The organism is Pseudoalteromonas sp. CF6-2 (genome assembly GCF_021729425.1).
GTDB lineage: Bacteria > Pseudomonadota > Gammaproteobacteria > Enterobacterales > Alteromonadaceae > Pseudoalteromonas > Pseudoalteromonas arabiensis.
The window spans coordinates 172,017-198,491 of sequence record NZ_CP091443.1 but is presented as its reverse complement, the minus strand read 5'-3'; the positions used below and the strand labels follow the sequence as shown (position 1 = coordinate 198,491).

The following is a 26,475-nucleotide window of genomic DNA, read 5'->3' as shown; positions in this document are numbered from 1 at the left end:
AATGGCTATCATTTACAATTAGAAACTTGGATGTCTCCCTATGAAATTAGCGTTAAACACCGTGAAAACGCTAGGCCTAAGCCTAGTATTCGCTTCTACTTTTATTGCCCAACCTGTATTGGCAAATGGCCCAATTGGTGAGCACGTTAATCATCTAAAAGAAAATTTGAAGGATTATTCTGAAGACGTTGAGTGGATGATCGGCAAAGTAGACACTATGGTAACCGATTATGAGGCCAAAGGTGCGAAAGCTGTAAAAAGCGGTGACTTAATCGAATACTGGGAGTCTGTAAAGTTTCACAGCGCTATTGAAACAAACTACGTGCCGGTTTATGCATCAATCTGGCAAGGCATTTACGGTATTAAAATGGCCATTGATGATAAAAAACCAGCAAGCGAAGCTCGTGAGCATCAAAAGGCCTTGAACGCTGCCTTGTGGCAGGGTTTAGGAGCTGTTAAACTGGCTGCTGACTTCCAACAAAAAGGCTTATTAAAAGCTGTTAAAGCAACGGCTTCTGAAACAATGACGCAAAGTGCAACAATTGACGAGATTAAACACAAGTTAGACCGTGTTGTTGCAAAATATGCAGAGCGTTTAAGCGAAGAAGCAACTCAAATTGTACACGACACTTACCTTCACTTATTCGAAGGTGTTGAAGGTACACTGATTGAAAAAGATGCGAAGTTAGTCGAAGTTCTCGAAAAAGATTTTAATGTAACCCTGCCAAAGGCTATTTCTGATAAAGGGAGTGTTGACCAAGTACGTGCAGTGGTTGTTGATATGCAAGAAAAACTAGATCGCGCTAAGGTGTTACTAGAAGAAGCCGAAAAAGCACGTAAGGATGTATTTTAGTGAAGCGTAGGACCTTTATTCAAGGCCTGGCTGCGTTTGGGGTAGTAGGCTCAATGCCGCTACCTCTATCACGAGCCTTTGCAGCGACTGCTGCAAGCCCAATTTCAGTGAAAGACTTACCAGCCCTTGAGGGGGATTTAACATTATATTTAGGTCGCGGTGAAGGCGGTTTGTACGAAAATGTGCTGCAATCAATCCAAAAGAAAAACCCAAAACTAAATTTATCGATTCGACGTGGACCCACTGCAGCTTTAGCCAATATGATCGTGGCAGAAGCAAAAGCAGGTGTAAAACGTGCCGATTTATTTTGGGCCGTTGATTCTGGTGCAATTGGCTTAGTTACAGACGCAGGTCTGGCTAAACCTTTACCAAGTGATTTAGAAACTCAGTTACAACCGCAATTCCGCTACCCTGGTTGGGCTCCAGTGACAGGTCGCATCCGTACATTACCTTATAACACTCAGCGCCTTAGTAAAGATCAGATCCCAGATAGTATTATGGCAATTGCTGAGAGCGATTTATCAATAGGCTGGGCACCAGCTTATGCGTCATTTCAATCGTTTGTAACAGCAATGCGTATACTTGAGGGGGATGATAAAACAGCTAAATGGCTTAAAAAAGTTCAAAAACGCTCTAAAACCTATGCGGGTGAACTCGGTGTAGTCATGGCGGTTGAACGTGGCGAAGTGGATATTGGTTTTGCTAACCATTATTACACATTACGCCTTAAGTCAGGTAAACCAGATGCTAACCTTGACCTCGCGTTTACTAATCAAGATGCAGGTTGTTTGGTTAATGCGTCAGGTGTGTTATCGCTGACCGATAATCCTAATGCAATGAATTTTATGCGTTATTTATTAAGTGAAGAAGTACAAAGTTACTTAGCCCGTGAAGCCTATGAAATCCCGTTGATCCAAGGTATTGACCAGCCAGCTGGGCTACCTGCGTTAACTGATATTTCACCGCCGAAAATCGATTTAACTCAATTGGCAGATTTAAGGCCAACACTCGACCTTATGCGCAGTAGCGGTGTTTTATAATGCGCATACCTGCTTCTTATCCCATGGCGCTGCTTGCAGCGCTTTTGGCGTTAGTGCCAGTTTATATTCTGATCACCTTAGCCAGTGATGCCACGGCTGTTTTTGATAGTCATAATTTAAAAATTCTTGGAAACACCTTATCGCTTATGGTGTTAACTGTATTAGGTTCTATTTTTATAGGCGTGCCTCTGGCGTTCATTAGTGCCTATGTGCAACTTCCTTTTAAAAAGCTTTGGTTAGTGCTATTTGCAGCCCCACTTGCTATTCCAAGCTATATTGGAGCATTTACACTTTATGCGGCATTTGGACCAGGTGGGGAGATAAACCAACTATTAGGGTTTGAAACCCCTGCTATGTACGGGTTACCCGGTGCTGCTATTGTAATGACCTTGTATACTTTTCCGTTTGTTATGCTAACAACACGTTCTTCTTTACTCAGCCTCGATGCCAGTATGGTAAATGCTGCGCGTACTTTAGGTATGTCGATGACCATGAGTGTGTTTAAAGTAATATTACCTCGTGTAGTTAACGGGATTGCCGCTGGATCATTACTGGTTGCGCTTTATACATTATCCGATTTTGGTACGCCGGCGATGATGCGCTTAGATACCTTCACCCGTGTTATTTATGTTGAATACAACGCATTTGGTTTAAGTCGTGCTGCGATGTTATCGCTGCAGTTAATGGTGATAGTTGGCTTTTTACTTTTCATCGAATCACAAATTAAAACCACGTCAGAGCGTCATGGTCGAGCTCTGATGTTATTTCCGACAAATGCTCAAAAACTGGCAATGCTAGTAACATTTTTGCCTGTTTTGTTATTGGCAATTTGTTTACCGTTAGCAATTTTTACTCTTTGGCTTGCCCGTGATGGGATTGCTGATTTTGATTTCAGCATTGCTTGGAACTCAGCTTATGCCTCGGGTATTGCTGCTTTTGTCGCTGTGGTTGTCGCTGTGCCAGTTGCTCATGCTGCATTAAGCGGTAAAGTAGGGCGTTTTATGGAACGAGTTACCTATTTTGGTTTTGGTATTCCAGGCATCGTAATGGGAACTGCGCTAGTTTATGGTGGTTTACAATTACCGCTTTTATATCAAACATTGGCATTATTAGTCATCGCTTATGTACTTCGGTTTTTACCCCTTGCTGTTGGTTCTGTGCGTACTAGTACTGAACACTTAGATTCAAGCTTAATCAAATCAGCGCGCGTACTAGGTGCAAGTCCACGTGAAGCATTTATGCGTATTACCTTGCCTCTAACACTGCGCGGTATTATTGCCGGTGCGGCTTTGGTATTTTTAGAATCAATGCGTGAGCTTGAAGCGACACTTTTATTAGGCCCGACAGGGTTTGAAACCCTCTCAACATATTTATGGCGTGTTTATGAAGCCGGTTACTTTGGCCGTGCTGCAATACCAGGCTTATTGTTGGTAGTGATATCAGCCTGTGGCTTAGCTATAATGCTCTCTGGTGAAAAGCGCAGTCAATTAGAACATTAAGGATCAGTATAAATGCTATCAGTTAGTAAGCTGTCTATCGATTATGGTAGCAATCGTGTGGTGAGTGATCTTAATTTATCACTTGGAGAGAGTGAGATCCTGATGCTAGTTGGTCCAACTGGCTGTGGTAAAAGTACCATTTTGCAAGCTCTGGCAGGGCTTATTCCCATCAGCGAAGGCGAAATTAATTTAGGCACATGGCGTGCTACTCCAAAGCTAAAAGTGCCGCCTGAGAAACGTAAAGTAGGTATGGTTTTTCAAGACTTTGCGTTATTTCCACATTTAACGGTGCAACAGAACATTTGCTTTAGGTTGACCGATACATCCAAAGCAGATCATTGGATAAAGCTTCTGGGTCTTGAGGCGTTTCGTAATAAGAAGCCTGCAACATTATCAGGTGGTCAAAAACAACGTGTCGCGCTTGCGCGAACACTTGCTCACGAACCAGATTTTGTATTACTTGATGAGCCCTTATCTAATCTTGATGCAGCGCTTAAAGATACTTTACGGTGGGATATTCGTAACGCATTAAAAGATGCAGGTGTCCCTGCGATTTGGGTCACTCATGACCAAGAAGAAGCCCTATCCATTGGTGACCGTGTGGGTGTACTTAAGGAGGGGGTGATTCAGCAACTTGATACCCCTGAGCGCTGTTTTAGCTTACCAACAAACCGCTTTGTGGCTCGCTTTTTAGGTGAAGCGAGTTTCATAGCAGGTCAATGTGAAGGTGATATAGCGACAACAGACTTAGGTAATGCCCCTGCAATTAAAGTTGACCACAATTCCGCTGAGGTTGATGTACTATTGCGACCTGATGATGTTCATTTAATTCAAAATGCACAATCGTCAAATGGTGTCGTGACATGGGTGCGCTACGAAGGTGGTAGCCGTTTATGTGCTGTAGAACTTGCCTGCAAAACGATAGTTACAAGCCGTGTAAGCCATGAAGTGGTTGTGCGGCCGAATGACCACGTACATGTATCAATTAACACAACCCATCCGTTGGCCGTATATCCACGCTAACTAATAAAAAGCCCGCCTAATAGGCGGGCTTATAGTTTGCTTTTAATTATTAGAAGCTATAACGAACCCCGATACGCATCTCCCATAAAGAAGGTTCAGTTTGTACACTCGTACCAGCAGGGTTGTTGAAAGAGCTATAAACATACTGACCATCAACGATGTCAGCTGTTACTGCACTTTGTAACGAACTACCTGATTTTAAAACACCCCAATCATCGTTTAATAGATTACCGATGTTTTTAATTACGAAATAAGCTGAGCCTTTTTGGTCAGGCGTGAAGCCCATAAACTCTTGCTCAACTTTTAGATCGAACGTAACCCACCAGTCGCCATCAATATTATTACGTTTTTGGATCTCACCTCGCTTTAAGCCTTCACTTTCAATCCAATTGTTAAAGGCAGCTTGATCGAAGTCAGGACCATAAACAACTGATGCATCATCAACTTCTGGTACATATAAAAGTTGGCGGCTCGCATCGTTAAAGCCTAAACCACCAGAATCCCTATCAAAGGTATAAGAGTATGGGTTAGTTTGCTGTGCTTGACCAAATAGGTTGAATTTAGTTTCGTAGCCGTCAAAAATTTCATGGCTATAACCTAAAGATAGTGTAAAGCGATGTGGTATTTCATAATTAGAGGTTGTAACGCCTGGGTTCTCTGAATCAGATACCGCAATAAAGTGGTAATTCGAGAATGCTACAGAGCTGGTCATTGGGCTCACATCTTTTGCCACGGTATAAGCATAAGAAAGTGCTAAATCTATACCGTTATCAAATGCTTTATTCATTGATAAAGAAAGTACATGTGAATAAGCATCGCTGCCTTCAACATTTGTTAGCATAAAGTCAGATACACGCGGATGTAAAACATCGTTGTAAACAGGGCGTCCATCTGGCGCTGTGTCTGTTTGTACGTTAGCAATGTTGCGAATAATTGCCGAGTCTTGTTTATCTGTATAGAGATAATCAACATTGAACACATAATCATTGCTGGTGATGTAAGTACCACCTAAAGAGAATTTCCATTCTGAAGGAATTTCAAAATCAGGATCAGTTACATTAGCACTCGCATCTGCACTACCTTGCCCAACCTCGTCATAGAGAGATTGTGGAATGTCATAACCAGGCATACCGCCGCCGTTAAATGCAATGGCATCATCGCCAAGAATTTGTAAACCTTTTTCGTTAATCTGAATATTTCTTACACCGTCATTAGAGTAGCTGTTTGATACCCAAACATTTGGATTACCACCAGAATATAGGCCAAAACCACCACGTAACTCTAATTGATCGTTATAAATCCAGTTGATGCCTAAACGCGGTTGAAGAAGGTCAATACCATCGAGGTTTTGGCTATTTGAAAAGCCATATCTGTCTTCAAAGTTTTGGTTATGGGTTGGTTTATCGCTGCTTGTATACCAATCATAACGTAGACCCGCTGTAATCGTGATATCGTAGTCAATTAGCTCAAACTTATCTTGAAAGTAAACGGTGTTTAAGGCGTAAGCAAATTCACCCGCTGCATCGTCTGGATTTTGTGATGATGCGTTGCCATAGTAAACACGCGCAATACCATTTTCAAAATCGTCAATTGAACTAAAGCGATATTCGCCTTCTGTGTGCTGAACAAATAAGTTGTATACATCCAGTTCTTCACGTTCATAACCAAATGATAATTCATGATCTTCTAAATAGTATGTGCCACCTAATTTAAGTGATAGGTTGTCATAATTTAGGATATTTGATTGGCGAGAATCGTCAGGGCCGATATAAACATCAATATCACCGGTGTCGATACGGAATTCACCAAAACCAGATGCAGCATCTAAAGATTGCTGGCGGTTATCGAGTTTTGAATAACCCACTCTTACTTCAGTTGAAAAGTTATCTGTCCAATCAGAGTAAAGAGAGGCAACATAAGATTCTAATTTAGCGCCACGCTCATAGAAGTGGTTTGAAAGGGCTATTTCGTCAGAATCTGCATCAGATTGGGCAAGAGAGAAGCCATCATTATAGTTATATACAAGGCTTGCACGGTGAGCATCGTTAATATTCCAATCAAGCTTTACTAAAATCTTTTCGTCTTCGACAGGTAGGCTCGGAATCATGCTACCTGGGTCGTAGTTATAGTTATCTTTTGAGATTTGTGTAATACGATCGATAGTTGCTTGATCAATACGGTTGTCAGCAAATGGAATATAATCAAAGATTTGCGCGCCTTCTAGTTTCTCATAAGAAGTAAAAAAGAATAGCTTATCTTCAATTAAAGGTAGCCCTACGTTAAAACCATAGCGTTTCTCAGTGTAGTTTCCTGTATCAAGCTTTTTACCTTCGATAGAGTCACCAGACATTGAGTCGTTGGTATAGTCGTAAAACAAACCACCATGAATTTCATTGGTACCTGATTTTGTTACCGCATTAATATTACATGATGTAAAACCACCGTATTGCACGTCGAATGGCGCAAGTTCAACGGCTACTTGGTCTATAGAATCGAATGAAAATGGCATGCGTTCGGTAGGGTAGCCACTCGAATTTAAACCAAAGTTATCATTCATGCGCACACCATCAACAGTCAAGCTGTTGAAACGAGGATTACCGCCGCCACAATTAATTGAGTTTGCATTTGTTTCATCAATAAAGATGCGAGGGTCGGCGCGAATAATGTCTTTTAAATCACGGTTGATGGCAGGACGAGACTCTAGATCTTCAAGCGAGAAGTGACTTGCAGGACCTGTGCTGCCAGTTTGTGCGCTTATCGGTGCGCCAGATACCACAATTTGTTCCATTTGCTGTGTTTGTAAGCTAACAGTTACAGGATAATCTTGACCTAAAGTCAAATAAATACCATCAAGTTGTTGATCTTCATATTGATCAGAATCGACGATAATTTTGTAAGGGCCACCGACGCGAAGGCCTTGGCTAGAAAAATTACCTTCATTTGTTACCGTCGTTTTTTTAACTGAGCCTGAAGGGATATGGATTATTGTTATTTGTGTACCAGCAGCAGGATTGCCATTCGGGCCTGTAACTTGTCCTTTGATAGAAGAAGAGGTTTCATTGGCCATTGCAGCATGGCTGAACGTTAAACAAGTCGCAACAGCGATTGCCAGTGTACTTTTATTAAATGTTGATTTCATGAGGTTTCCCGTTATTAAATTATGATACTTACTGTGTGTAAGTACCTTTCCTTTTTTAAAATCAATGTGTGTCATTTTTATTACAGATATAAAAAAGCCCGTAATTAAACGGGCTTTAAACAGTATAGATTAGAACTTGTAACTAATACCAATTTTAGCTTGCCATGCAGAAGCACTTTGGTCGATTAGTGTGTAATTTCTTACATCGGCACCATTGTATGCTTCATCAATTATATAACGGCCTTGGTCATCTAAACCACCAAAGTCATAAACTGATTGGTCTTGATAGCTAAGGCGCTTTTCAATACCCCAGTCGCTATTAAGCAAGTTAGCAAAGTTATCAATCATGAAATACACTTCACCGCTATGACCTTTAGCGAAACCTGGGATTTCTTGCTTAACGCTGATATCCATGGTTGTAACCCAAGGCATAGTACCCGTATTACGGTCTAATATTTCACCGCGCTCAGAAATGCCCGCTCTATCAAGTAGTGCTTCAAGCTCACCCCAAGTAAGTTGCGATTCATCCCAGTTTACATTTGGATCATCTGCACCAGTTGGAATATAAGCTAAGTATGCAGAGCTTGAGTAGAAGTCACGCGAATCACCTAGCGCACCATCTTGGTACGAAGCCATTGTGTGGCTGTAAGGGCGACCTGAACGACGCTCAAAGTAAAGGTCAAACTTAGTGTCATAGCCTTTAAAGAATTCAGTGTGGTAGCTGATATTCACTTTGAAGCTATGTTCTACTTCATAGGCACCACGCTGTGCTAAGTCTTGGTTACGGTTTTTAGTAACACTGTGCTGGTAGTTACTTTGCGCTTGTGAAGATGAACCTGAAGATGCTTCAGTGATATCTTGGTGTGCATAGCTTGCTGAGATGTATAAACCGTTATCCCATTCTTTTGCAAGTGCTGTTGAGAAGATAACTGAACGGCCATCATCAGATGAATTTGTTAGCATGATATCGAAGTTATCAGCAAGATCACCTGAGTAGATGCTTTCATGGATTAAACGTTCGCCATCAGCCGCAACGCCCACAGGTACGATAGCCGTGTTGTGCCAAATTGCTTCGTTTTCTTTCTTGTGGTAAGCGATTTCAGCTTGCCACTTGAAACCATTACCAAGTAATTCAGAGTCAAAGTCATACTCGAAACCAATTTGGCTACGGATGCTTGAAGGTAATTTAAAATCAGGGTCAATGTAGTTTGTGCTACCCGCACCTTTTACCAGTGAATCTTGAATTGCGCCTGGCACAGATGTGATATCTGCAGGGTTATTTGCGTAGTAATCATTAATTACTGATTGTGGTGCATCAACAAGTGTAATACCGTCTTTTTGGTACGAGTTGTTATACCAAACGTTAGGAATACCACCTTGGAAACGACCTACACCACCGCTGATTGTTAGGTTTTCTGTTGCGTAATATTTAAACCCAACACGTGGTAGGATGATATCGACGCCATCAAGATTCTCTTGGTTTGAAAAACCATAAGTCTCTAGGAAGTTTTCATTTAGAGTTGGTTTGTCGTCAGATGCTAAACGCTCATAACGAATACCTGCATTTACTTCTAAATCGTCACCAATATAAAAAGTATCTTCTAGGTAGATTGCTAATTGGCTACGCGTTGCATCGTATGCTGTGTCTGCAGCGTTGTTTGTATAGGCGTTTGCGTAAGAGAAGTCATAAGTACCATTAAAGTTACCTACTTCGCGGTTTGCAAAACCAGCTAGGCTATCAAACTCCCATGAACCTAATGAATTTGCAGCAAATAGGTTATACAGATTGAGTGATTCATACTGAATACCAAAGTTAAGCTCATGCTCATCCAGAAGGTAAGTACCATCAAATGTTAATGTTAGGTTTTCAGTTGAAGACTCATTCGCGTGGCGGTATTGGTCTGTACCAAACTCATACGCTGGACCACGGTAGTATTCTTCAACTTTTACGCTACCAATATTCGAGTTTGTTAAGCTGTTTGAACTGACATCTTTATACGCGATACCAATCTCTGATGAGAAAACATCGCTCCAATCTGAGTAAAGTTTTGTAGAGAAATTGTTGAATTTAGTTGCATAAGTATAACGGCTTGAAGCAAGTAACACCGTGTCACCGCCAGTGCCGAAGTTACGCTCTTCTTGATCGTCTTGCCACTGATATGTGAAATCTAGACGGTGTGCATCGCTGATGTTCCAGCTTAGTTTGACAAGTAGTGATTCATTCGTATCTTCAGGATCGCCACCTAAAGAGTCTTGGAAACCATATACATTGTCTAATACAGATAAGAAGTTATTTAATTGCTCTTCTGTTACATCGTATTCGTTCGTTGCACCAGAACCCTCAAAACCATAATCTAAATCAAGTTCGCTCTTCCAGCTGTTGTAGTTAACAAAATAGAAAAGTGTGTCTTTGATTAATGGACCGCCCACGTTAAAACCAAAACGTTCTTCTGTTTGAATTGGTTCTACTTTGTTTATTTCAAATGTTTTATGGCCATCTTCGTCTAAAACAGGGCGACCATCAGCATAAACTTCAGAAATACTATCTACATCACCTGCCATATCTGGCGTTGATGTTTCGTAGAAACCTGAGAATTTAAATTCATTTGTACCAGATTTTGTTACGGCATTAATTGTACCACCACCAAAGTTACCTTTTGATGCTGAGAAAGGTGATACATCAACTGAAATTTGCTCAATTGCATCAAGTGCAACAGGTGGTTGAGCAGTAGGGTAGCCGCCATAGTTTAAACCGAAGTCATCGTTTTGGCCGATACCATCAACGGTTAGGCTGTTTGTACGTGGGTTATTACCGGCAAACGTAAGCTCACCACTACCATTGATATTTGCAAGTGGGTTTAAGCGTGCCACATCTTTAATGTCTTTGTTAAAGCTTGGCATATTATTGATTGTGTCTTCACCGAAAACACTGCTTGAACCGCCTGATTGCTGAACAATTTTATAGCCAGAAACTTCAATTTTTTCCATTGCTAATGAGTTTAATTGTTCTTGTAAACGGTAAGTATCACCAAGCTCTAAGTAGATATTCTCTACCATGCTGTCACTGTGTGTATCTGAGTCGATAAGTACAGTGTATGGGCCACCAACACGTAGACCATTAGCGATGAAAGTACCGCTTTCATTTGTAGTTAACTCACTGACTGTGCCAGTTGGTTGGTGAATAACCTTTATTTTAACATTTGCAGCTGCTTCACCAGAAGGCGTTGTAATTTTACCTCTCATTGAAGATGAGGTATCTGCAGCCATAGCACTTGTTGAAACACCAAGAGCTAATATAACTGCTCCGGTTAATTTCGAAAGGCGTAACTTATTCATTATGTTATTTCCCGTGTTAGAGGTTTGTTGGTTTATAGTTCACTGCTAGCAGGCATCTTAAGTGCCTTTACTAACGGTTTTGCTGATTTATCAAATAATGAGTTTAATAAACCGGCTAATCTAATCCCGCTTTGTTGTAGGCGAGTTTTTACAATTGGTAAATTTTTATAGATATAACTGTAACTTACATTTGTTTCATTTTCTTTATAGAGTGAATTAGCAATGTTGTTTGACTCAATCAACCAATCACTCGGAGAGCTCGCAAGGTAATCTGAGATTAATGCTTGGTTAGATGTGTCAACGAACTTGGCAAACTCTGTGTAAGATAAGTTTTCGTTTTCTATTAATTTAGTATCCCAAAGGCTGTGTAGGTTTGTATCTTGCCCGAAGAATGTGACAGAAATGCGATTGCCACCACGGTCTTCGCTGCGACCAGCATGGAAAGGTTGGTGGCTATCACCAACAAGGTGTACTAAAAAGCGTAATGCAAATTGTTTTTCAGCTAATGATGCTTTTTCGTTTTTTAATACTGAAATTGAATATTCGATACCTTCAAGGATATCTGCGACTGTTTCTTTATTATGGTGAGCATGAGCGTCATAGGCAGGTTTTGCATCATCTTCAGCAAAGTTTATATAGTGCCAGCGTGATGACTTTTTTTGCCAGAATTTTTCTGGTGCAGAGCGCATTTCATCAGCCCATGTGGCTATTTGAGGGAGTGATTCACCATCAAGTAATGGAACTAAGGCGTCTCGAGTGGTGTCGGTAATATGCATTGCTGCTAATTCACCAACAATTCGATGGCCATTTTGACCCCAAGCATGTGCAGGGGCTGCGGATAAAACTGAAATTACTGGTGTAGTTAACAGCAACATCTTCATTGTTTTTAGTAACATTGGTTGAGCGTCCAAAGTGAATGTTTGCTTAATCAAATTTTCTGGCGCCAATTCTCCTGAATTTTGAGATAAATAGAAAGGACTCAATAAGATTCATAATTTCTTGTTCATAAAGTAATAAAATCAGCTGGTTAGAATGTTTAAGTAAAATTACTTGTTGTAATGAGTAAGAATAATTGTTCAAATAGAGACTAGCGCGAGCAAGTGGTTAGTAAAATTGAGTTTAAGAACTATATTAATAAAAAAATCATCGATTGTTACATTTTTGTTTCTGTCTATTATTTTGTTTTTCTGCATTGGTTTTATGCAGGGAAAACCAGTGGCACCTGACTTAAAATCGTTTATTGAAACTTCGTATACCTGCAATACAAAGTCAGACAGCAATTTAAACGAACTTGTCGTTTATGTATCCGCAAAAACACTCGCTGAGGATGTGGCAATATCCTTGTGTGATGATTTAACCATTCGTAAACAATACGGTAGGGTTACGTCTTACTGGGGTTATAAAACATCAGATTCCATCGAGTTTTTAGGCAAAGGGATCGCTGATTTAATTCTTGCAAAAGAGAATTTAATTGACGCCTTCATGGCGCAATCTACTTATAATTATCAAGCCGTTGTAGGATTCCCTGATTACACTGCATACCTCATTTCGAGTAAAGAAAAGCCCCGAATTGAAAAGTCGTACTTTTTAGATAAGCGTATTGGCTTATTGGATTACCCCACAAGCCGTTCGGGTCACATATTACCGAAACAACTTTTTAAAACATTAGACATAAATTTAGAAAATTTAAATATCACTTATGCCAGCTCTCATACTGAGCTAAGAGAATTACTCGCCAGTGGTCAAGTTGACTTAATTTCATCCTATTGGCAAGACAGTGACCAAGCTAGTTTTTCGGTTAATTACATCACGCCAATAAGAGATAATGTTAGTGGTAGCCGTTGGTATTTAAAAATGCAAGATGAGAACACCGACCTTTTGTGTGCTGTTCAAGCTCGCCTCACGGACTTAGCGCGCAATCAAAGCTCCCATTACTTTAATCATGTAGAATCATTTTGGGATTGTAAAAGCGATTCAAATAAGCACTCAGTCGAGGTCGTCGATGCTTCTAAGTAAAGATAAACTTTTTTATGTAATCGTGTTTTTGTTAACAACAGTATTGTTAGTTGCAAGTTTCTATACTGCAAAATTTTACAAAACGCAGATGAATAATCAATTGTCTGTTGCAAAGGTACAAAGCAGAATCGCACTCGATTTGAACTACTTAAACTTACCTGATGATTTTTTAAAGCACTCAGGCAGTAAAGAAATGGTTTCCAATTACATTACTCAGTTGAATGCACGTATTAACCAATCTGGCATTGTGGTTTATTCTATCGAAGGTATTACAAATTCAAAAGTGCAAGGGGAACGTATATCAACTCAATTACAAACCCCGAAAAGAAGTTTGTCGGTTACTTTTATTTTAAACAAAAATCTATTAGTAAAGTCTGATATTGTCGTTTTAATTTTTGTGCTTCTAATCGCGTCGCTATTTACCTATTTAGTTAGTCAGAGCAGACGGTCATTTTATAGTGCAGTAGAAGCGACAGCAGATGATGAACTAATACTTGCTGAGACACCTAAGCTCGTTGTCGATTTAAACACGAAAACATTTTCATCAACTGCACTTGAAGCAAAGTCAGTTGCGCTAGCAAATAAGCCATTATGTTTTTATTTAGCCTTGGTTGAGTTTTGTATCCAATATCCTGATGTTGTGCTTAATCAAAATAAAGATGTACCAGATGAGTTATTAAATCTTGCTAATAAATATTTTTATCGTTTAGTTGAGCTTGGTCATACAATTAGAAAACGTCCGAACTTTACCAATAGTCTTGAGAAAACGTTAAGTGAAATTAGGGCTGCACTGGATGACGTTTGGCAAGATGACCCTGAGCTTAAGGAAATATATTACCCTCCCAAAGCTCATGGTGAAGGTTCTCGCTCCCGATTACATCACTATGGTTTAAAAGCAATTTCCTGTGATGATATCGAAGTAATAGGGAAGTAGCATACTACTTCCCATGTTGTACTTATTCAGGTGCGTAATCAGCCGCTGTTAATGGACTATTTTCTTCGAAGAAGCGCTTCAATGCTTGGGCATCCGTGTCATCTGTACTTACGAATCCAGACTTATTCGTCAATGTCGGGTACCCGTCGCCCCCTGATGCGTTGTAGCTATTGATACTCATACGATAAGTTTTGTCCATATCGAGTGCCTTACCATTAATTTTCACATCGTTGAGCTGCCCATCTTGCCTACTAAAACTAAGTTTATGGTACTGTAAATAAGCGCCTGAGTCCGGTGGGAATGAGGTCACAACTGACAGATAATCGAACAGTTCTCTTCCTGTTATATCAATGTAAGTAATGCGGTTTTTGAAAGGGTGAACTTTCAAAATATCTTTATAACTAACATCACCTGCTTGAATGCTATCCCGAATACCACCGCCACTGATCAAGCCAAAATCAGCCCCAACAGATTGCATTTGCGCGGCGATAATTACACGAGCAAGGTTAACCTGCTCGTAGCGTGCTTTGCTGCGGTCGCCTTCAAGTTTAGCATCGACTGAGCCAATCTTGCCCGCAATCTGAGCTGCGCCTTTTTTCTGATAAACCGCAAGTACATCTTGAACTGTCTTATCAGGTTCAATATAGTCACCGGCAAGCTGCTTTTTGCCCTGTTTATTTGTGGTATACAAGTTCACAGGGATTAATTCATAACTTAGTAAAGTTAATTGCTCATTTTCTAATTTAAATTCGGCTTTACCGACATACTTACCCCACTCATGAGCCTGCATAATCCAAGTACCATTTTGTTGATCTGGTTTACACTCTTTACCAGGCGCAAAGTCCTTATCGAGAACATTTGCACTTGACATACAAACGGGTTCTTGCGAATGCCCACCAACAATAATATCAAGCGTCCCTTCAGGAAGGTTACGTGCCATCGTTACATCACCAGGCGCGTTGATACCGAAATTAGCATCTACATAATGGCCCATGTGAGTGACGGCGATAGTAATATCAGGTTGATATTGAGCTTTTAACTTAGGTGCTAGGTTTGCAGCAACTTGGGTTGGATCTTTAAAATCAAGGCCGCCAATATATTGCGGGTTGCCTATTTTAGCCGTGTCAGTTGTCGTTAAACCTATTACAGCAATTTTAAGCCCATTCTTGTCAAACACTTTATAGCCTTGATAACGTGCTTCGCCAGTTTTTTTATCGATAATATTGGCCGATAAAAATGGGAAGTTTGACCACTTTTGTTGCTGATCAAGGACGGCGAGTGGATTATCGAACTCATGATTACCAATTGCCATTGCATCGTAGCCGATGAGTGACATACCTTTGAAATCAGGTTCTGCATGTTGCAGATCAGACTCCGGAATGCCTGTATTGATATCACCACCCGAAAGTAATAAAACAGCATGTCCTTGAGCTTTTGCATCTGCTCTTAATTGATCTATCAGTGTTTTACGGGCTGCCATACCATACTCACCGTGTTCGTTGTGCCAAAAACGACCATGATTATCATTAGTATGTAAAAGAGTAAAATACTGAGGATTGGTATCTTTTTCTTGAAAAGTGCTGCAAGCGGTTAATGAAAACAGCAGCGACGATAAAATAATAAAACGCATAATTGTTTGCCATATTAAAGCAGTAGGTTAATTATGCGCTTAGTTTAAACGACTTAGGTTTAAATTAAATGACTTTTAATAATTTTTATTGCCATTTTCAAAATTTAACTCACCTGTGGCAGCTAATTGACGTCGTTGAAGCTCTTGCTCTGCATAGTGTGATTTTTGATGATTATTACCTACCATCCAGTTTAAAAAACTGGCCGGTAATTGACTGTAAGGCTCACCTTGGTGTAGGCCAAAATCGCAAATAGCGCTTTCTTTATTCGCCATGGTTTATTCCTATGTGTTCATTGTTGTCGTGTAAATACTAACAAACTCAGCTAATTTGATAAGACGATTTGGCTTTAATTTATTTAATTTTTATAACTTTAATGAATATGCAATGTAAACAAGTGTAATTAACTTGTAATTAACTTGATGTGTTTTGTGTAACAATTCTTTCCTCTATTTAATAACCGCTAGTTTTTATTTAACCTCTTCATCTCAAAATAAAAACTATCAGGAAGAGACAATGAAAAAAAATTTGTTCGCGTCTGCGTTACTCGTAATTGGTTTTCAAGCTAATGCAACCATTGTAGAAATGCAAACGAATCAAGGTACAGTTACTGTAAACCTCTATGATCAACACGCACCTGTAACGGTTGCGAACTTTTTAGAATATGTGTCAGATGGCTCGTATGATGGAAGTATTATTCACCGTTCAGTAGATAATTTTGTAGTACAAGGCGGTGGCTTTTCATTCGAAACAGATTTTACAGCAATTGATAAGAAAGCTGCGATTTCAAATGAGCCAGTCCTATCTAACGTAAAAGGAACCATTGCTATGGCTAAACAAAGTGGTAACGCAAACAGTGCCACCAGCCAATGGTTCTTCAACCTAAAAGATAATAGTGCTAATTTAGATGTGCAAAATGGTGGTTTCACAGTATTTGGCGAGATTACACAAGAAAGCTTTGATGTACTGACTAAAATCACTGATCTTGTGCACTGCGGAGAAATTCCCGTTGTCGGTTTAAGCAAAGATCAATGCCCAGAAACAACCGCAGGCTTTAATGGTGAAAATTTAGTGACTATTAACAGTGTTGTTGTCATTGATGAAAACCCTGATTCATCAGCAGGTTTGTCACCAGTTGAAAATACATTAATAGACAGTGATGATAACAAGGGCGGCGATTCTGGTTCAAGCAGTGGCTCAATGGCCTGGCTGATGTCGATTTTGGCAGCCAGCGTTTTATACCGTAGAAAATTTATACAGTAGAAGCTTCATACCCTGGAAGACTTATACTTTAGAAGGTAATGTAAGGCGCAATTTGCGCCTTAAAAAATTCTTATTAGAATTATTAACCACATGATAAGCATGACAAAGCTACTGACAACAAAGCTATAATAACGTAGTTTTAGTGTGTTTGTTGTTAGGTGAATTACACTGTGCAGTAATCTTAGCCCGACATAAAGCCATGCAAGAATTACAAATACAAACCCAGCTGCGTGAACTTGTAAAGCAGTTAAACAGGCAATGAAAAACAGAATCGGCATTTCAAACTGGTTTATAAAGTTTCGATCTGCGACTCTAACCTCTGAACCTGCCTTATCTAATTCCATTGTTAAAAAGTCTTGCATTTTTATGACTTTATTTTTTGCCGCAGTGAAACGGCGCCGTCCCATAATCACCATGATAGAGAATGTGAGTAATACCTGAGTGAACATTGCTGCAATTAGCCACTTTTCCATAGTTCATCCTTTGTTATAGTTATTTTGTTGAAATTCGAGCCTTAAGTACTTATTTTTCACAATGTGTTACAAAGTTTTTAGAGTCTATACCCTAATAAGCATTGAATTGCGACCTGTATAAGCACATGATAAATAAAAATAGAGTCAATTTCTAATGGATACGAAATAATGAAAAAAATAATGGGCCTGAGTGCTATTGCATTTGCCGTTTTAGCTGGATGTAGTTCAACACCAAATCAAACTACCAACACAAACCTAATTCCAGAATCGCTTATTGTTAGTCCCAATGACACCCGCGAATATAAAACCCTCAAGTTAGCCAATGAAATTGATGTGATTTTAATCTCGGATCCAAGTGCCGAAAAATCAGCTGCTGCATTGAGTGTTGGGGTTGGTTTGTTGCACGACCCTATGAGTCAGCAGGGAATGGCTCACTATTTGGAGCATATGCTTTTTCTTGGTACAGAAAGATATCCTGATACTAAGGGGTATAGTGATTTTATGACTAAAAACGGTGGAGCTCATAACGCCTACACTTGGTTAGATATCACTAATTACATGTTTAAAGTGAACAACGATGCATACGATGAAGCACTTGATCGCTTTGCTGATTTTTTCAAATCGCCCAAGCTGTATCCTGAATATACTGACAAAGAAAAAAATGCCGTAAATGCAGAATGGTCAATGCGTCGTGAAATGGACTTTTTCGGTCAGTTTAAGCTTGCTCGCCAAATGATGGGGGATCATCCTGCAAACCGATTCTTAATAGGTAATCTAGAAACATTAGGCGATAAAGAGGGCAGTAATCTTCATAAAGAAACCGTGGCTTTTTATAACAAGTATTACTCGTCTAACATCATGAAAGTAGCGATGATTTCAAATCGGCCGCTAGCTGAAATGGAAGCAAAAGCGAAGCAGTATTTTGCAGACATTGAAAATAAGCAGATAGAAAAGCCAACTGTGACTGATAAGCTCGACTTTAGTAAGGCTGGCGGTAAACGTGTTTATTACTCCCCAAATGAAGATGTTAAACAATTAGAGTTGGAGTTTACTATTAAAGACAACAGCGCTGAGTTCGCTGTTAAACCAAATCGCTTTGTGTCTTATTTACTTAGTAATGAAATGCAAGGCAGCCCTGCACAAATCCTCAGAGATAAAGGCTGGGTTTCGCATTTATCTGCAAGCGATGCGCCGACTCAATATGGCAACTATGGCAGCCTTAAGGTTAATATTGAGTTGACCGATTCTGGCATGCAAAACCGTGAAGAAATAGTTGCGACTATCATGCAGTACATTGCACTAATCAAAGAGCAGGGGGTTGATAGTAAATACTTCAATGAAATTCGAACTTCTTTGAATAATGAGTTTCAATTTTTAGAAAAAGGCGACGAGTTTAGTTATGTCAGCAACTTGACCGATAGTATGCAGAAATTCCCTGTGAATAATGCAATCAATGCACCTTATTATTTTGCAAAATTTGATGCTGATGCTGTGCAAAATGTGTTATCGCAATTAAATGAAGATACTCTTCGTATTTGGTATATATCAAAGCAAGAAGACACTGATTCACAGCTTCATTTTTATGATGGCAAATACCGCATAGAAGATATTAGTGAAGAAGAAATTGCAAGTTGGAACAAGCCTAGTGAGTTTGAATTAGCTCTACCAACTGTAAACCGATTACTACCTGAAAGCTTTGCAATTAAAACAGCTGAATTTAAACAACAAGACCACCCTGAACTGGTGTTTGATGAGCAGGGAGTTAAGGTATGGCGTCAAGCAAGTCAACAATTTGCAGAGCAACCAAAAGGTCTTGTTGAGGTTTATATCAATACTCCTGACGCATTGGTTGATGCAAAGGCACAGGTACTTTACTCAGTTTGGGCAGATATCTATAACTTGCAGCAGAGTAAATTAAGCACAGAAGCGGCTGTTGCAGGTATGAGTTTAGGGCTACAGCCTAGTAATGGTCTTGTTCTATCTTTAAGTGGCTTTACTGATAAACAAGATGTTTTATTGGCACAAGCACTTGAAAACTTACAGTTAGACGTATCTAAAGAAGGCTTTGAACAAGCAATAGACCGCTATAAGCGTGATTTATTGAACCAACAGCAACAGTTCCCTTTCTATCAAGCGTTTGGAGAATACTCGAAATTAACACGAAGCGGTAAATTTGATACGGAAACCTTAATTGCAGCAGCTAATGCATTAACACTCGCTGATTTTGCTGCGATTAAACAATCGACACTTGCCGCTAATGATCTCCGTGTATTTTCCTTCGGTAACTATAATCAAGACGATGTGAACTCGATTGCTAATAAATTGATTGCTATCTTACCTCAGACTCATAAAAAATCTGACTTTGCTCGCAGCAAAGCGTGGTTGCCGAAGCTAGGTGAGCGCATTGTGTTACAAAAAGATATTATTGTCGCTGACGTTGCAGTTATCGATATGGTTGTTCACCCGACTCCAGGTTATAAGCAGCAAGCACAAGCTCAAGTGTTACAAAACCACTTCAGAACAGTCGCTTTTGATAAACTACGTACTGAAGAACAACTTGCCTATGCGGTCGGTGCTCTAGCCCGCCCAATTGAAGATTATTCAGCGCTGGGGCTTTATATCCAAACGCCAGTTAAAGGTCCAAAAGAAATGCAAGCGCGTTTTGATGAATTTAAAAAGCAATACGCAGTTGAGCTTGATAATATGACTGAAGACACCTTTATGCAGCTTAAGAACGCCACGCTTGTGTCTTTAAAAGAGCAGCCTAAAAACCTTGGCGATGAAATGGCTCCGTTAATCTCGGATTGGTATCGTGAAAACTTTAACTTCGATTCTAAAGAAAAACTGATTGCTGAGGTTGAAAAAGTAACCTTAGCCGATCTTAAAGATTATTATAAGAAAACGATGTTAAATGACCAAGCACCGCGATTGAATATTCAGCTGCGAGGTAGTAAATTTGCGGACAAGCCATTCGCTGATCTGGAAAATCAGATTAAAGTTGATAACTTAGAGACCTATTACAAAGGAATCCAATTCCAAAAATAGGATGTATATTTTAATAAATCAAAGCCCAAGCAAATGCTTGGGCTTTTGTTTTTATGCAATAAGCAAAAAACCAACCAATGCAGCTGTTGCTGCCAATATGGTATAAGGCAGTTGAGTAATAGCATGGCTCACTAAATCGCAACCAGACCCTTGTGCTGCCAGTACCGTTGAATCAGAATAAAAGCACGCTTGGCTGCCAAATGAAGAAGCCGAGAGTAATGCGCCAATCACCAAAGGAATATTCGCATCAATTGCGTAGGCAAGAGGCATAACTATAGGGATAGTAACCGCGAAAATCCCCCAGCTGGAACCCGTTGCAAAGGCAAGCACAGCCATGGCTAAAAATACCACGGCAGGTAGATATTGTGCCGTCATATAAGGGCTTAATGTATTAATAACATACTGTGGCAGCATTAATTGATCACACACATCTTTGAAAATAAATGCAGCGACTACAGTACCAATTGCGGGGATCATACTTTTAAATCCATCCAGCATACGTTCTACCAGCTCTGACAACGTCATTAGCTTTTGCAGCATATAAAAGGGTAGTACACTGGCAAAGGTTGCGAGCAAGCCTTTAAATACATCAATCTCAAAATAGACTGTGAATGCTACCAACAAAATAATGGGAACTAAAAAGTTATAGAGTTTGCCATTACTTGCCGCTGTCTCGAAGTTTTCTTCAGCCGCTTTTACTGCATATTCATCAGCAGTTTGCACATCACTATACTGACTATTGGCTACCTCGATTTGACTATTCATGGCACGAAGTTGTGCTTTTTTCATCGGGCCAAAGGCAGGAATAATGTTTAAGCTCACAAGTAACACCACTATTACTGCAAACCAAGCGTAAAGCATATATGGAATAGCCTGAATATAAACAGCAATACCTTGCCCTTCAGAGGCAACATTATTATCAACCAACAAACCGCCAAAAAATACCGCCCATGTTGATAGTGGTACTAGTACACAGATAGGCGCGGCTGTTGAGTCGACCACATAGGCCAGCATTTCACGGCTGATTTTAAATTTATCTGTGATACGTTTCATGGTTTCACCCACCGTTAACGCATTAAGGTAATCGTCTATAAAAATAATAACGCCTAACACAAATGTCATAACGAGTGATGAACGTTGTCCCTTTGCAAATTTTAATGCAAATTCAGCAAATGCACTTGCGCCACCAGTCCTCACTAATAAAGCAATGAGAGCACCGAAACCACCGCATACTAAGATAAGCCAAGCAATGGTTTCGTCTTGCATTACTTTTAATGAGATATCTGCAAAATTAGACAATACAGTGGTAGGGCCTAGCATGGCTAACCCAAACAAAGCACCAATGAGTAAAGATAATATAGGGCGGCGTAAAAATACGGCCAAAACCACCACCAATATAGGAGGTAGTAAACTTAACGCAGAAGGTTCTTGCATTACATTTTTCACACAGTTAAGCAATGCGAGATTGCTTACAGAAATCAAAAGTCTTTCAACTCAAGTAACTGCTTTACGCGAACACACTTTTATGGACCCATAGGGAAAGTGCCTGCGTTGGCTGGCGCCAGACAGTATAGAGGATATACTGCTTTTGTTTTGCCCAAAACATCGTACGAAAAATAATCCTGAATTTTAATTTAGTCAATAAGAATTTTTCTCTTATTCTAATTAATTTAATTGCGGTATTTATGTTAGGCTAGCGATTAGTTTAACGAGGTTTATATGGCTTTTTCAGATACATACAGATTAAGTAGTCATGCGGTAATCACTAACTCAGATGGTCAGGTGTTATTACTGAAAGCTAATTATGGAGAAAAAAGTTGGGGGTTACCTGGAGGCGCTTTAGATAAGGGCGAAACCATTCATCACGCACTCATACGCGAATGCCATGAAGAACTAAATTGTGATGTACAGATTGCCTACTTAAGTGGTGTTTATTACCACACAGCGTTTAATTCCCATGCATTTATATTTAGAGTTTTTTTGCCTGAACATGCAGAAATAACCCTAAGCGACGAGCATACTGACTATCGGTATTTTAACCTTGATGAGCTTTCTCACGTTCAAAAGGAACGTGTGCTTGATTGTCTTAATTTTACTTCAGATGTTGTTAGTAGAGTATATTAGGAGTTTGTTGTGACCGATATTTTCTTACGTGCAGGTTACCCCAGTGACGATGCTTTTATTTTGAAACTGTTAAATCAGGCATCGTTTCTGAAGTATATTGGTGATAAAGATATCAAAACCCATGCACAAGCTCAGCATTACATACAACAAACATTTATCAATAGTCATCAGCAAAATGGCTTGGGCTGTTATATTGTCTGCCTAGCTGACGAAACGCCCGTTGGAATGATTGGGCTATTTCAACGAGATGCACTGGCTATTCCTGATTTAGGTTTTGCTCTCTTAGCTGAGTATGAAGGACAGGGCATCACTACAAAAGCGGCAGATTTAATGTTATCAAAAGAGTATGTGAATGATTTTGACTTGTTAGCTGCGATAACATCAATACAAAATACAGCTTCGCAAAAAGTGCTGAAAAAATTGGCATTTGAAGAAGTTGGCGATCTCATTATTAATGAAGATCACCAACCTCTAAAGGTTCTTTTAAAGACTAAGTTTTGATAACTCAGCGCCGACTTCTTGATTAACTTCAAGCCATGTTGATTCTAAAGTTATAACTAGACCTTGATAATCATCTTCTTCAAGAGGGGTTAACTTGTTAAAATAGTTTATTGCTTTAAGCTGTCTACCTGATTCTGGCGTTGTGTAATATAAGCGCCATAACCCTGCGATATTCGCATTACCATTTTGATCACCATTAAAATGATGTAACTCGTACTCTAATTCATAATAAGTTTGCTGATCAATATCCGTAATGACGGGCAATCCTTTAATGACCATCCAATCTTTTAACTTCGTATAGAGTGCTTGGTGGGCACTTGCTGTTAGCATTAAGTCTGGTGACTCACTCCATAGATGATAATTCGCAGCATTTATGCGGTTATTATCGAGTACCATTGCAATACCACGATTATTTAATGAACCACGTAGCTGTACCGTGTTAACTCTAAGTTGAGCTTGGGTATCGTCACTCAGACGTTTCATCGCAGTTATAGGTTGCGAGAATTGGTAATACTGTATGGTAGAGAATGAAGTTTGACTACATGCAGATAATACGAATAGCGAGCTTATAAAAGTAATTAGTTTATAGTTCATTATTGTTTCCTTGGTGTCGGATCAGCAGGAAGGTCCTTATCGAAAATCAACATATTTGGTTGCTGATTTAGGCCACGCGTTAGGGGCTGTAGTTCTTCACTTAAGCGTTTAAACTCAGAAAGAGTGGTCTGCAATTGTTGGTGAAACGCTGAACCCTGTTGGTAACTTGCCATAGTCTTTTCAAACTGTTTCATGGTCTTATCAAACTGCTGCATACTTTGGGTCATTTCAGCAAAGTTGCGATTTATGTCGCCTGGCAGGTCTTGCGTATCTTGCTTATTAAGTAAATCTCTCATGTCATGGGCAAGCGCTTGATACTCTGAAAAGGTGGTTTGCATTTGCGCTAAGCTATCTTCAATTTTTAAATTATTTACTTTATTTAAAACATCCGAAACCTGATCAGCAATAACAGTAATACCACTGGATATACTTGGAAATACCGTATACTCAGCTACTTTTGATAGACTTGCTGGTTCAGCGTTATTGTATATATCTAAGTCGACATAAACCGCACCTGTTAACAGGTTTCCTGGTTTTAAAGAGGCTCTAAGACCACTTTTCACCCAGCCATCTAAACTTGAATGCCAAAACTCACGTGCGGCTGTGCTGTCGTGGTATAAGCGACCATATTCAACTTTTATGAGCGTAGGTACTGCGGTATTATCTGTTCTAAAGTGTGCTGGTTTTCCATCAATAATTACACTGGCAGGTGCTTCAACCACAGTGCCTATTCGCATTCCTCTGTATTCAACGGGGGCACCGGCTCTTAAGCCTCTAATCGACTGCTCAAATTCAATCAAATAGTAGTCAAAGTCATAAAAACGTTCTTCAAGCGCAGCTTTGTAACTGTTACTCAATGAAAAGCTGTGACCATTAGTGGCAACTTCACCGGGTGTTTGTTGCTCAGGTATACCAACAGATATGCCACCTTTTAGCAGCTTACTTAGTGAACCTGTATTGACATTAATACCATCCGCAGAGAGGTCAATTTCAATACCTGAATTTACCCAAAAAATGGAATTCAATGTAATTAAGTTTTGGTAGGGCTCATTAATAAAAATACCATACTTCATTGCTTGGTTTTTCCAATCGAAAGTTGCGGTTTCTATTTGGCCTATTTTGTAGTCTTTAAAGTATATTCCTGTGCTGACGTCTAGTACTTCGGCGTTATAGCTCAATAAGGTAAAACGCCCCCCTTTGACGTTGTTAGCAATCAAGGCTGGTTCGTCTTGAAGCTCAAAATCATCTGCCAATTTTTTGCTTTCACCAGGTGAAAACTCTAAATATACGCCCGATAATAGCGTGCTCATGCCACTGATACCTGTGTCATCAATTCGTGGTTTTACTACCCATATTTTGGCATCATCGGTGAGTAAATCTTCATAATGTTTATCTATCTGGGCACGGGCAATGACACTATTTTGCTTGTCCGATAGCCTTACATGATCAACTTGACCTATTTTTACACTACGAACTTTAATTTCGGTTTTACCGGCGACAATTCCTTCAGCGTGAGGCATTTTTATATAAATAGTTGTGCCTTGATTTGCTTGATACTGATATAGCATCCAAGCGCCTATTAACAGTGCCACGAGTGGTATAATCCAAATAGCGGAAATATTAGGCGCGGTTTTTATTTTTGCTGCTTCGCTCATACCAAATTCTCTTGTTTAGCTGTTTTTAAATTAGCAGGGCTATCCCATAATAATCGAGGATCAAATGCGTGGGCTGCAAGCATTTGGCAAATAACCATAGTTGTGAAAAAAACGGTCCCTATACCAGGTGTGACAGACATTAAATTCCCCAGCTGCACTAAGGCTACTAAAATTGCCACCACAAAGACATCAATCATTGACCATTTACCTATAAACTCAGTTAGTTGATAAACACGTGTGTAATTCTTCGTTTGTCTATTAGCAGGGCGGGTGACCATAAAGCATAGAAAACTGAGCACTAGCGCTTTTGCCAGAGGCACAACAACGCTGGCTAGAAATATAATTATAGCAATGGGGTATGAACCACTCGCCCATAAAATCATAACGCCACCAATCAAAGTTGACGGTGTTTCATCTCCTAAACTAGTCGTATACATAATCGGGTAGACATTGGCGGGTATATAACACGCAACAGAGGTAATTAACCATGCAGCCGCTTTTTGAATGCTGTTAGGGTTGCGGCTAAATGTTTTAGTTTGGCAGCGAGAACAAACCTCTGTATTACATAATTGACCACAGACATGACAGGCTTTAAGGCCTTGATCAATGGCTCTGGTATTAGGTTGTGTTTGCTCAATATAAATAGGTTCTTTTAATTGTTGCCATAAGCGCTGTTTGTTTATACGTGTCGTTGCTGCAACATAGCAGACAACAAAAGCAACGTAAGACCAGAAACTAACGCCAAATGCGATATCTGCCATCGACATAATCTTCACCATGCTGACCATAACACCTATCAAAAATATCTCTGACATTATCCAAGGTTCAAGAGCAAAGGTAACTTTTAACAAACGTTTTCCCCATAGATAGGGTAAAGCTTTAAGTAAACCTAAGTGTAAGGGGATGATCAAAGCTAAAAGTAACATAGGTAGGCCAATGATACTTGTATCAATAAAGAGTCCTAAGAAGTCATTGTCGTAGTTAAATAAAATGCGAGCTGCGTCAGGAAGAGTAATTGTTTGTGTTATACCGCTGCTGCTAAATGATAAAAAAGGGTAAAACATACTACTGAGAAGCATCAAAATAGCACTTAAGCTAAGCGCTACAACACTACTGTCTTGATTGGCTTTTGAAACTGACAGTTTAGTATTACAGTGAGGGCATACAGCCATTTGTTTAGCACTAAGGTACGGTATCTCGATGACAAGATCACAACTTGGACATGCTGTTTGCAAACTTTGCTACTCTTAAACAAGAACTTAGTTAATTCTGCACCAATTATCCTGTAAATACAAATGCAAGCTTCTTGGTTATGGGCTAGTATCTATCTTAAGCCGTTGAAAATATTCTAA

General features: G+C 39.7%; 20 protein-coding genes. 10 read left to right on the top strand and 10 right to left on the bottom strand.

Going from position 1 to position 26,475, the window contains the following annotated elements:
* Positions 1–40 precede the first annotated feature (40 nt).
* The 4 genes from L3Q70_RS17595 to L3Q70_RS17580 are packed head-to-tail and all read left to right on the top strand — an operon-like array spanning position 41 to position 4,415.
* Positions 41–853, top strand: a complete 813-nt coding sequence (locus L3Q70_RS17595) for a hypothetical protein (protein WP_237115586.1) — start codon at positions 41–43, stop codon at positions 851–853.
* Positions 853–1,893, top strand: coding sequence for an extracellular solute-binding protein (locus tag L3Q70_RS17590; protein WP_237115585.1), 1,041 nt, complete (start codon positions 853–855; stop codon positions 1,891–1,893). Before L3Q70_RS17595 ends, L3Q70_RS17590 begins: the two co-directional genes overlap by 1 nt.
* Positions 1,893–3,392, top strand: coding sequence for an iron ABC transporter permease (locus L3Q70_RS17585; RefSeq protein ID WP_062567917.1), 1,500 nt, complete (start codon positions 1,893–1,895; stop codon positions 3,390–3,392). Before L3Q70_RS17590 ends, L3Q70_RS17585 begins: the two co-directional genes overlap by 1 nt.
* A 12-nt stretch (positions 3,393–3,404) precedes the next feature.
* Positions 3,405–4,415: an ABC transporter ATP-binding protein gene (locus L3Q70_RS17580; protein ID WP_062567916.1), complete on the top strand. Its 1,011-nt coding sequence runs from the start codon at positions 3,405–3,407 to the stop codon at positions 4,413–4,415.
* A 49-nt stretch (positions 4,416–4,464) separates the two neighbouring features.
* On the opposite strand, the gene L3Q70_RS17575 is transcribed toward L3Q70_RS17580, so the two are convergent.
* The 3 genes from L3Q70_RS17575 to L3Q70_RS17565 form a co-directional block, all read right to left on the bottom strand.
* Positions 4,465–7,554 (bottom strand): TonB-dependent receptor, encoded by a 3,090-nt coding sequence (locus L3Q70_RS17575; protein ID WP_237115584.1) that lies wholly within the window; start codon positions 7,552–7,554, stop codon positions 4,465–4,467.
* A 129-nt stretch (positions 7,555–7,683) separates the two neighbouring features.
* Positions 7,684–10,890 (bottom strand): TonB-dependent receptor, encoded by a 3,207-nt coding sequence (locus L3Q70_RS17570; protein WP_237115583.1) that lies wholly within the window; start codon positions 10,888–10,890, stop codon positions 7,684–7,686.
* Positions 10,891–10,922: 32 nt separating this feature from the next.
* On the bottom strand, positions 10,923–11,786 hold the full coding sequence (locus L3Q70_RS17565; RefSeq protein ID WP_237115582.1) for a S1/P1 nuclease: 864 nt from the start codon (positions 11,784–11,786) through the stop codon (positions 10,923–10,925).
* Positions 11,787–12,003: 217 nt separating this feature from the next.
* On the opposite strand from L3Q70_RS17565, the gene L3Q70_RS17560 reads away from it, so the two are divergent.
* On the top strand, positions 12,004–12,906 hold the full coding sequence (locus L3Q70_RS17560; RefSeq protein WP_062567913.1) for a hypothetical protein: 903 nt from the start codon (positions 12,004–12,006) through the stop codon (positions 12,904–12,906).
* Between the two features lie 88 nt (positions 12,907–12,994).
* Positions 12,995–13,840 carry a hypothetical protein gene (locus tag L3Q70_RS17555; RefSeq protein WP_237115581.1) on the top strand — a complete coding sequence of 282 codons (846 nt, stop codon included), beginning with the start codon at positions 12,995–12,997 and terminating at the stop codon, positions 13,838–13,840.
* Positions 13,841–13,862: 22 nt separating this feature from the next.
* Here L3Q70_RS17555 and ushA read toward each other — a convergent pair whose 3' ends face one another.
* Together ushA and L3Q70_RS17545 are read right to left on the bottom strand one after the other, a co-directional pair.
* The gene (gene ushA, locus L3Q70_RS17550) at positions 13,863–15,470 is read right to left on the bottom strand and encodes a bifunctional UDP-sugar hydrolase/5'-nucleotidase UshA (protein WP_237115580.1); all 1,608 of its coding nucleotides are present in this window, start codon (positions 15,468–15,470) and stop codon (positions 13,863–13,865) included.
* Positions 15,471–15,545: 75 nt separating this feature from the next.
* The gene (locus L3Q70_RS17545) at positions 15,546–15,743 is read right to left on the bottom strand and encodes a hypothetical protein (RefSeq protein WP_062567910.1); all 198 of its coding nucleotides are present in this window, start codon (positions 15,741–15,743) and stop codon (positions 15,546–15,548) included.
* Between the two features lie 241 nt (positions 15,744–15,984).
* On the opposite strand from L3Q70_RS17545, the gene L3Q70_RS17540 reads away from it, so the two are divergent.
* Positions 15,985–16,731: a peptidylprolyl isomerase gene (locus L3Q70_RS17540; protein ID WP_237115579.1), complete on the top strand. Its 747-nt coding sequence runs from the start codon at positions 15,985–15,987 to the stop codon at positions 16,729–16,731.
* 59 nt (positions 16,732–16,790) lie between these two features.
* Here the strand turns inward: L3Q70_RS17540 and L3Q70_RS17535 are convergent, their stop codons facing one another.
* On the bottom strand, positions 16,791–17,204 hold the full coding sequence (locus L3Q70_RS17535) for an MAPEG family protein (RefSeq protein ID WP_237115578.1): 414 nt from the start codon (positions 17,202–17,204) through the stop codon (positions 16,791–16,793).
* Positions 17,205–17,372: 168 nt separating this feature from the next.
* Between L3Q70_RS17535 and L3Q70_RS17530 the strand changes: the two genes are divergently transcribed.
* A complete protein-coding gene (locus tag L3Q70_RS17530; protein ID WP_237115577.1) occupies positions 17,373–20,249 on the top strand; it encodes an insulinase family protein in 2,877 nt (958 codons plus the stop codon).
* 51 nt (positions 20,250–20,300) lie between these two features.
* Here L3Q70_RS17530 and L3Q70_RS17525 read toward each other — a convergent pair whose 3' ends face one another.
* Entirely contained in the window at positions 20,301–21,683 is a 1,383-nt protein-coding gene (locus L3Q70_RS17525; protein WP_062567906.1) for a Na+/H+ antiporter NhaC family protein, read from the bottom strand.
* A 285-nt stretch (positions 21,684–21,968) separates the two neighbouring features.
* Between L3Q70_RS17525 and L3Q70_RS17520 the strand changes: the two genes are divergently transcribed.
* Together L3Q70_RS17520 and L3Q70_RS17515 are read left to right on the top strand one after the other, a co-directional pair.
* Positions 21,969–22,373 (top strand): NUDIX domain-containing protein, encoded by a 405-nt coding sequence (locus tag L3Q70_RS17520; protein WP_237115576.1) that lies wholly within the window; start codon positions 21,969–21,971, stop codon positions 22,371–22,373.
* A gap of 9 nt (positions 22,374–22,382) precedes the next feature.
* Positions 22,383–22,874 (top strand): GNAT family N-acetyltransferase, encoded by a 492-nt coding sequence (locus L3Q70_RS17515; protein WP_237115575.1) that lies wholly within the window; start codon positions 22,383–22,385, stop codon positions 22,872–22,874.
* On the opposite strand, the gene L3Q70_RS17510 is transcribed toward L3Q70_RS17515, so the two are convergent.
* The 3 genes from L3Q70_RS17510 to L3Q70_RS17500 are packed head-to-tail and all read right to left on the bottom strand — an operon-like array spanning position 22,857 to position 26,358.
* Positions 22,857–23,468: a PqiC family protein gene (locus L3Q70_RS17510; protein ID WP_062567903.1), complete on the bottom strand. Its 612-nt coding sequence runs from the start codon at positions 23,466–23,468 to the stop codon at positions 22,857–22,859. The two genes, L3Q70_RS17515 and L3Q70_RS17510, sit on opposite strands and share 18 nt — an antisense overlap.
* On the bottom strand, positions 23,468–25,123 hold the full coding sequence (gene pqiB / locus L3Q70_RS17505; protein ID WP_237115574.1) for an intermembrane transport protein PqiB: 1,656 nt from the start codon (positions 25,121–25,123) through the stop codon (positions 23,468–23,470). Before pqiB ends, L3Q70_RS17510 begins: the two co-directional genes overlap by 1 nt.
* Entirely contained in the window at positions 25,120–26,358 is a 1,239-nt protein-coding gene (locus L3Q70_RS17500; RefSeq protein ID WP_062567901.1) for a paraquat-inducible protein A, read from the bottom strand. Before L3Q70_RS17500 ends, pqiB begins: the two co-directional genes overlap by 4 nt.
* Positions 26,359–26,475: the final 117 nt, after the last annotated feature.